This window comes from Marinobacter bryozoorum, assembly GCF_023156245.1.
Lineage (GTDB): Bacteria > Pseudomonadota > Gammaproteobacteria > Pseudomonadales > Oleiphilaceae > Marinobacter > Marinobacter bryozoorum.
In genome coordinates, this window is the sequence record NZ_JAKZAH010000068.1 from 1 (window position 1) to 7,328 (window position 7,328).

Sequence of the window (7,328 nt, forward strand, 5' to 3'; positions counted from 1 at the left end):
ACACTCGTTCTAGCCAGGCAGTGACACGGTCTGGCGGAAACGAGCGCTCAAAAAGTTTCTGGCGCGCAGACTCCTAGGGTGTGCCTGTCCATCGTTCTGCCATTAGTGCCATAGGCTGAATTTTCCAGAGACTCCGAGTATCTGATAAGCTACGCCTTTGATCCTCCTGCCTCTGTATAAGCGGTAACCCATGTTCCTTCGCCCTGGTGTGCTTGAAGACATTTTTGACGATACAACCCGACGGCGTGGCCATCGTTATTATCAGCAGGACAGGGTCTCTGACCTCACCGATATCCTGTCGGGCACCAGCCTGCACAAGCTGGCCGCAAGGGTTCGCGGCAGCAGGAACCAGGAATACAAAACCCTTGTCACCATCGACACCGTGACCCCCTGGGCACTGACCACCGCCTGCACCTGCCCGGTAGGCAGTTATTGCAAACACGCCGTGGCCGTCCTGCTTGAAGCCAGTCAGCCAGCCGCACCACCACGCCCGACTATGACGCCGGCGCAAATCCGGGCTATCTCCGCGCGGGCATGGCTCAACGAAGCGCCGTCGCGCAGGGAATCCCAGGCAAACGCAGGCCTGGTATTTGTACTGGTGCCGGATGAACATTACGAAGACGTATCGGTGCAGTGCCACCGGGTTCGCATCCTGAAGAACGGCAAACCAGGAAAGAGCCAACGGGTGACGCCCTGGCAGCGAAGCGACCTGGAGGACCAGCCCCCCAAATATATTCAGAAAGCCGATATAGAGCCCTTGCTGTGGATGCAACGGTTACCAGGCGCCTTCTGGGACGAGCCCCGGTTGACAGGGCTGGCGGGGGCCCGCTTTCTGGCTTCCGCACTGAAGACAGGACGACTGCTGTGGCAGGAAGTAGACAGCGTTCCCTTCACCGCAGGGGAAGTTGCAAAGGCAGGACTCGAGTGGCACCAGAATGACGCTGGTGACTACGAACTGGTGCCAGTCCAGCTCGATACCGCGATACTGCTGGACACAGACCCACCCTGGTACCTGGATGTCACCACCCTGAAGGCTGGCCCGCTGGACCTGCCGGTTGATTATGAGACCTGGCAGCACCTGCTGGAGGCGCCCCCGATACCGCCATCAATAATGGAAGAGCATGCCAGCGAACTGCGTAACCTGGCAGAGCCCCTTGGCGCCTCACTGCCTTCTAGCATCAGGGTTCCGCAAGAAATTCATGCCAGGCCGGTGCCTGTGCTGCAACTTTTCCAGGTACCCGGACCACAAAGTGCGCCCCAGAAAGTCGCCCGGTTGCGGTTCGAATATGAAGGAGTAATGCTCGACGGCTACCAGTCTCCCGGTGATAACCCGGTCAGACAGGTAACCGACCAGGCCTCGCTGGTAATTTTCCGGGATCTGCCCTTTGAACGAGAATGCAGTGTGAGACTTGCGGGCTTCATTCACCTGTTCGACCTTGACCGGGCATGGGCCAGTTCACTTCCCGACGGAATGGACCAGGATCAGACTCTGCCAGACACCGACATGTGGCTGAACTTTCTGGCCTGGGAATTACCATCCCTGGTCAACGACGGCTGGCGGGTCGAAATGGATGACTCCTTCGATGTTCCCGTGATTGAGGCCAGCCAGTGGTACGGGCAGACGACGGCGACCGATGAGGATGGATGGTTTGATATCGAAGTCGGCCTGGAGCAGGACGGCCGGCGTATTGACCTGATCCCATTGCTGGAGCAATCCCTCCACCATGTTGAAAGTGGCATCTCGCTGAATACAGAGGGTGAGCTGACCTTGCCGGAGAGCCTTTGGTTGCACGATGGTGAATCGCTGATCCGGGTCCCGGCCGAGCGCGTGCGGCCCATGCTGGAAACCCTGATACACCTGTTTCAGCGCGGTTTCAGTACGGACCGAACCGAAGGCGCCCTGCGCTTGCCCCGCCTGGAAGCCGCGCTTTTTGTGGGCACCACGAGCGCTGACTGGCAAAACAGCGACCAGTTACGACACCTTGGCCAGCAGCTGACCAATTTCAAAGGTCTTGAAACGGTGGCACCGCCGGCAAACCTCAATGCCACATTGCGCCATTATCAGCAGGAGGGGCTGAACTGGCTGCAGTTTTTGAAGCATTCATCACTCGGCGGCATCCTTGCGGACGACATGGGCCTCGGTAAAACCCTGCAAACCCTCGCCAGCATCCTCACAGAAAAGCAGGCCGGGCGACTAAAGCACCCTGCCCTTGTCGTCTGCCCCACCAGCGTTATACCTAACTGGAAATCGGAAGCGGCGCGGTTCACGCCCGGATTGCGGGTTCTCGTGATTCATGGTCCAAAACGCAAGCCATTATTTGACCAGGTCGCCAATGCAGACCTGATCATCACATCCTACCCGTTGCTGAACCGGGATGCCGACCAGCATGAAACCATAAACTACAGTCTCGCCTTCTTTGATGAAGCGCAAAACCTCAAGAACCCGAAAGCCGCCGTATCAAAAAAGGCCCGCAGGCTGAACACCGCCAACCGGATCGCCCTGACCGGCACCCCGATGGAAAATCATCTGGGTGAGCTATGGTCACTGTTTGACCTGGTGCTACCAGGGTACCTGGGCAGCGAAGCTGAATTCCGTGAGTTTTACCGCAACCCCATCGAACGTGCCGGCGATGCACACAAACATCATCACCTTGGGCGTCGCATACGTCCCTTCCTGCTGCGCCGCACCAAGGACCAGGTAACCCCCGAGCTACCCGAGAAGACAGAAATGGTCCGGCTGGTAGAGCTCAACAAAACGCAGAAAGACCTTTACGAAACGATCCGCGCCAGCATGAATGAAAAAGTCCGCAAACTGATGAACGAAAAGGGCGTGGCACGCAGCCAGATTGAAATACTCGAGGCGCTGCTGAAATTACGGCAGATTTGCTGCCATCCGGACCTGCTTAAAAGCAGCGAACAAAGCTACCCGTCAGCGAAGCTGGATTATCTGCTGGAGATGGTTGCCGAGTTATTGGAGGAAGGCCGACGTATTATCATTTTTTCCCAGTTCACCAGCATGTTGGCGATTCTTGAAAAGGCCCTGACGGACCTTGGGCTACCATACGTCAAACTCACCGGCAAAACACGGGACCGGGAAACGCCGGTAGAACAGTTCCAGCAGGGCGACACGCCCCTGTTCCTGATCAGCCTGAAAGCCGGCGGTGCCGGACTCAACCTCACCGCCGCCGACTGTGTCATTCACTATGACCCCTGGTGGAACCCGGCCGTGGAACAGCAGGCCACTGACAGGGCCTGGCGTATCGGCCAGGACAAACCAGTCTTTGTCTACCGACTGATCTGTGAGGGTACCGTTGAAGAGCGCATCCAGGCCCTGCAACACAGAAAGGCAAGCCTTGCCGACGGACTTTACGGCAAGGCCGAGAGCTTCTCCGCAGCCCTCACTGCAGAGGATGTTCAGGTACTGTTTGAGCCTTTGGGGCAAGGATAATCACCTGTCTCTCTGAGGGACCAAGTGTATGGAGCACCTGAGTCTATGGAAGACTATCCGTATGACTCCATGATCAGCGCCTCATTCAGACTCTTTCATGATCCTGATTGCCCGGGGGTCAAGACAGCTTCGCATGAAAGTGTTCATTTCCTGCTGGTCCCCGCTTTTGTAAAACTCGAGCATTGCCTCATTGAATTCGAGCTGACGGGACGCCGGGACGTTGATGGCAGGGTAGCCATGCCGGAGAAGGTGGCCATTCATCATGAAGCGGCCCATACGCTTGTTAACGTCGTAGAAGAACTGGCATCGGGCCATGGTCAGAAAGACATGGATCGCCTGGTCGTAGATGTCGTCCAGGGAGGCCATGCACTCAACCATTTCGTTGAACCTGCCTACCAATGTACTTGCTTCGGGTGGCTCGTAATCCGTGCCGGCGATCAATACACCACCCGTCCGGAACTTACCCCACTCCAACACCTCTTCCCTCGCTGCAATAGCATGGAGCTCACAAGCACAGGCGGGTGATATCTCAAACTCCTGCACACGGATCAATTCAAACAGGGCCCTCCAGGCATCACCCTGATTTACCGCGATTTGCTGGTCACTCAGCTTGTGGCCACCTACCGTAACCCCCTGCAGCAATGTCTGGATCTCGGGCAGGGTAAAATTCAGCCCCTCAAGTCGCACGGCATCATAGACAAATACCGAGATCTCTCGCCGGGCAAGCATCATGGCCTTGGCCTGGTTCGGGGACATACCCCAGTGCTGGTCTACAGGTTGCTGCATGGTGAGATCTGGTTACCGCTGACAGTGTTCGCAGGAACACCACTATACCAGAGGTGAATCGAGGCATGGGCAGCCCTCGCTAACCTCTGCCTATATTCTCTAAGAGTGCCTGTCCACGAGATACTATGATCAAGGCGAAGTAGCGTCGAACAAATAGCCGCTACTAATCCAGAAGCCTTTCTGGTGCATCCATGTCCTCATGCAGCACACGAACAACGAGCACCGCTGACTCAAGTAATTGATAAAAAACAGCATGATGCGCAACCTGCAATCTGCGATACCCTGGAAAAACATGCGCATAGTTTGTGCCGAGTGACGGATGATTGACCAGCTGCTTCATTCCAGTCTCCAACTGATCCAGGTATGTATCCGCCTGTTCAACACCCCATTCTTCGCAGGTATACATCCAAATTCCGATGAGGTCCGATTCCGCCTTCGGTGTAATGTTCAGCTTGAGCACTAGTCAGCTGCCTTCATCCGCTCACGGCCAGTTGCCTTGATGGCAGATATATCAAGCGGCTTAGGCTGCCCGCTTGACTCACCCTCAGCAAGAGCTTGTCTCAGCATGGCAAGGCGTTCTTTAGCCTGCTGATCTCTTCGGATGAGATCGCGGATATACTCACTATCATTGCCAAAGTGACCGCTTTCAATCTGACGTTTTACCCAGTCGTCTTGTTGTTCAGTCAGTGTGATGGTTTTCCGGTGCATGCTCATAGCTGGTGCTCCTAACACAGCGGTAGTATGACATTATCATACCGCTCTCTTTCGCCGAATCAATGCCCCAGTTCTTGTTGCCCAATAGAAGCCAACGAACTCGAAGCCCGCTCAGGAAAACCGCCGGGCGTACCTGGATCGACGACGACCGGCTGCCTGATATAACCCCTTGCCCCCAAAAACCCGAACTGGCTCAAGCCAGAGTTCACGCTTGCCTCAAAACTCACCAATAACGCCATTTTCCAGGAAAACAGTCGCTCTCTCCGAAAATTGACCACTCAGACCCAAACCGGGACTCTTTGCGCTCAATAGCTTCCCATGGGTAACGCGATCTTTTTCGGGAGTGCCTGTCCATGATTGGCACTGCTATTCCAACATGCTCTCTATCGAGTGCCTGTCCATGATCAACAGCCCCCTTCTGCCTGCCTATGAGCAAAGAGGAGATATACCAGAGGGTTCATCACTGATAGACTAGATTAAAGGGACTTAGGGAGAAATGATGATGAGCACCCCGCTAGATCCAATTGTCTCGGAGTTCGAAACGCAGGAGCAAGCTGAAAGCTACGAGCGCTGGTTTCGCGAGCGCATCCAGCAAAGTCTCGACGACACACGCTCCAACGTCCCCCATGACGAAGCGATGGCTCGTGTCCGAGCCATGATCGAGTCCAGAAAGCGCCGGCATGCTACCAGTTGAGTGGCGTGCTCATGCGCTGGATGCACTTGAGCATATCACCGCTTACCTGAGCGAACAGAACCCCTACGCTGCCGAAGCGCTCATCCGCGCTATTGAGGAAACCGCCGAAACTCTACCCACCCATCCTTATCTCTACCGACACGGGCGTGTGCTTGGAACGCGAGAGGCCGTGGTTCACCCTAACTACCTGCTAGTGTATCGCATCACATCCGATCGCATCGTCATTCTGGACGTACTTCACGCCCGCCGGGAATATCCCTGACGTCCGTCGCTTAGAATACCTTCTGATTCGGGCCATGGTCAGCCTTGTCTCCCAAGCGAACCGAGGACAATCAACTACCTGACGCGCCCCGCGACGCTTGAAACCGTTGTCCAAAACTGCTTCGATACCGACAGGATTTCAGAACCAATGCAAGGACCCGCATGCCCCGCCCCAGAGAACAGCAAATTTCCCTGGCTGACACGCCCTACTATCACATCGTCTCCCGCTGCGTTCGCCGCACTTTTCTTTGCGGTACCGATCACCAGACCGGGCGCGACTACGAGCACCGGCGGGAATGGATCGAACAGCGGCTGCGGTTGTTGTCCTCTATTTTCACCATCGATCTCTGCGCCTACGCCGTGATGTCCAACCATTACCACCTGGTGGTCAGGCTCTGCCCTGAGCAAGCGGACAACTGGAGTGACGACGAGGTCCTGAACCGCTGGACCAGCCTGTTCAAGGGGCCACTTCTGATTCAGCGCTATCAGGCGGGTGAGCATCTTGCAGAAGCGGAGCTGCGCTTTGTGGCCCGGGCTGCGGGTGTCTACCGGCAGCGACTGACCGACCTCAGCTGGTTTATGAAGTGCCTGAACGAGTCGATTGCCAGAGAGGCGAACAAGGAAGATGACTGTACCGGTCATTTCTGGGAGTCACGCTTCAAATCCCAGGCCTTGTTGACGGAGCAGGCATTGCTCAGCTGTATGGCTTACGTTGACCTGAATCCGGTGCGTGCCGCCATGGCCGATACCCCCGAGCAGTCGGATTACACCAGTATCAAGGAAAGGATCACGCCACGCTTCAGTCTCACTGAAGCTATTCAGGCACAGACCGAACAAGCGTTTCTGAAGCAGTTTCCACTCCCGCTGAAACCGCTGGTGGAATTTGACGGCACGGCGAGGAACGAGCCCCGGCACGGCATACTTTTCAGCCTTCAGGATTACCTCGAACTTGTGGACCTGACCGGCAGGATCCTCAACCCGAACAAACGCGGGCATATACCCGAAACACTGCCTCCGATTCTCAGGCGAATAAACCTGAACCTTGAGGAGTGGCTGACAGAAGCCACCGGGTTCGAAGCCCGATACCAGGACAACCGCCGAGCCCACCTGGACCGACGACGATCGGCTGCCTGATATAACCCCCTACCCCCAAAAACCCTGAACTGGCACAAGCCAGAGTTCACCCTTACCTCAAAACTCACCAATAACGCCATTTTCCAGGAAAACAGTCGCTCTTTCCGAAAATTGACCACTCAGACCCAAACCGGAACTCTTAGCCCTCAATAGCTTCCTATGGGTAACGCGCTCTTTTTTGGGAGTGCCTGTCCATGATGATTCCAAGGTCAGGCTAGTGTGCCTTAACAAAAGTTCGTCTTATTATTAAGCTTATCGGATAGACGAGCAATTGATTCAATAATTTGATCC

General features: G+C 55.6%; 7 protein-coding genes. 4 read left to right on the forward strand and 3 right to left on the reverse strand.

Features of this window, described 5'->3' with window-relative positions; genetic code table 11:
* Positions 1-190 precede the first annotated feature (190 nt).
* Complete coding sequence (locus tag MLC59_RS19100) at positions 191-3,448, forward strand: DEAD/DEAH box helicase (protein ID WP_248237197.1); 3,258 nt, start codon at positions 191-193, stop codon at positions 3,446-3,448.
* A gap of 81 nt (positions 3,449-3,529) precedes the next feature.
* On the opposite strand, the gene MLC59_RS19105 is transcribed toward MLC59_RS19100, so the two are convergent.
* The 3 genes from MLC59_RS19105 to MLC59_RS19115 all read right to left on the reverse strand — a co-directional run bounded on the left by MLC59_RS19105 (position 3,530) and on the right by MLC59_RS19115 (position 4,948).
* Complete coding sequence (locus MLC59_RS19105) at positions 3,530-4,234, reverse strand: Fic family protein (protein ID WP_248237198.1); 705 nt, start codon at positions 4,232-4,234, stop codon at positions 3,530-3,532.
* 163 nt (positions 4,235-4,397) lie between these two features.
* On the reverse strand, positions 4,398-4,694 hold the full coding sequence (locus tag MLC59_RS19110; RefSeq protein ID WP_248237199.1) for a type II toxin-antitoxin system RelE/ParE family toxin: 297 nt from the start codon (positions 4,692-4,694) through the stop codon (positions 4,398-4,400).
* Positions 4,694-4,948 (reverse strand): type II toxin-antitoxin system ParD family antitoxin, encoded by a 255-nt coding sequence (locus MLC59_RS19115; RefSeq protein ID WP_248237200.1) that lies wholly within the window; start codon positions 4,946-4,948, stop codon positions 4,694-4,696. Before MLC59_RS19115 ends, MLC59_RS19110 begins: the two co-directional genes overlap by 1 nt.
* A 502-nt stretch (positions 4,949-5,450) precedes the next feature.
* Here MLC59_RS19115 and relB point away from each other — a divergent pair.
* The 3 genes from relB (at position 5,451) to MLC59_RS19130 (ending at position 7,037) form a co-directional block, all read left to right on the forward strand.
* Entirely contained in the window at positions 5,451-5,642 is a 192-nt protein-coding gene (gene relB, locus MLC59_RS19120; RefSeq protein WP_248237203.1) for a type II toxin-antitoxin system RelB family antitoxin, read from the forward strand.
* A complete protein-coding gene (locus MLC59_RS19125; RefSeq protein WP_248237201.1) occupies positions 5,629-5,904 on the forward strand; it encodes a type II toxin-antitoxin system RelE/ParE family toxin in 276 nt (91 codons plus the stop codon). Before relB ends, MLC59_RS19125 begins: the two co-directional genes overlap by 14 nt.
* 161 nt (positions 5,905-6,065) lie before the next feature.
* Positions 6,066-7,037 (forward strand): transposase, encoded by a 972-nt coding sequence (locus MLC59_RS19130; RefSeq protein ID WP_248237202.1) that lies wholly within the window; start codon positions 6,066-6,068, stop codon positions 7,035-7,037.
* Positions 7,038-7,328 lie beyond the last annotated feature (291 nt).